This is a genomic window from Vibrio sp. 1078-1, assembly GCF_033340475.1.
The window spans coordinates 1-549 of the sequence record NZ_JAWOWM010000749.1 but is presented as its reverse complement, the minus strand read 5'-3'; the positions used below and the strand labels follow the sequence as shown (position 1 = coordinate 549).

Sequence of the window (549 nt, the reverse complement as noted above, 5' to 3'; positions counted from 1 at the left end):
TTCCAAACCCCAAGCAAAACGCAAAAATCAATAACCAAAACACACTGCCCTTTCGAGCAAAGGCTTGTGCCATATTTTCGCCAATGGGGAACAAGCCGAGTTCTAGCCCGAAAATAAAAAACGTCAGGCCTAAAATGACCAACAACAAACCAAAAAGAATAGAGACCAAGTTAGGTAAAGGCTCTTGCAGAACCACCAATTGGAAGAAGGTAATAACAATTACAATAGGAAGAAGATCGCGGGCACTGTTAAACAGAGCGCGGAACAAAGCAGTGAGTGCTTCCATGCAAATCCTCCCTTTGACGAACAAGTTATTGGCTCTGAAGGCGAGACCTGTCCGGTGATATCCTTATCATCTACTCTCAGTGTGGCATAAATTTCTACTCACAAACGTGAACAACCTTATGTCACCACTAACATTTGGTTACATTTTCCTAATATGTGAACTGGATGAGCCACCACGAAAATTTATCTGAAAGATGGGAGAACACATGATAAGCAGCGCTGAACTGATCAAGCGAGGCGCAAAACGACTATAATGTTCTAATA

The 549-nt window shown here is 42.3% G+C and carries 1 protein-coding gene; it reads right to left on the bottom strand.

Going from position 1 to position 549, the window contains the following annotated elements:
- Positions 1 to 286 (bottom strand): DUF1538 family protein (locus tag R7190_RS29850; protein WP_318138206.1); only part of this gene is annotated, 286 nt, incomplete at its 3' end.
- Between the last annotated feature and the right edge of the window lie 263 nt (positions 287 to 549).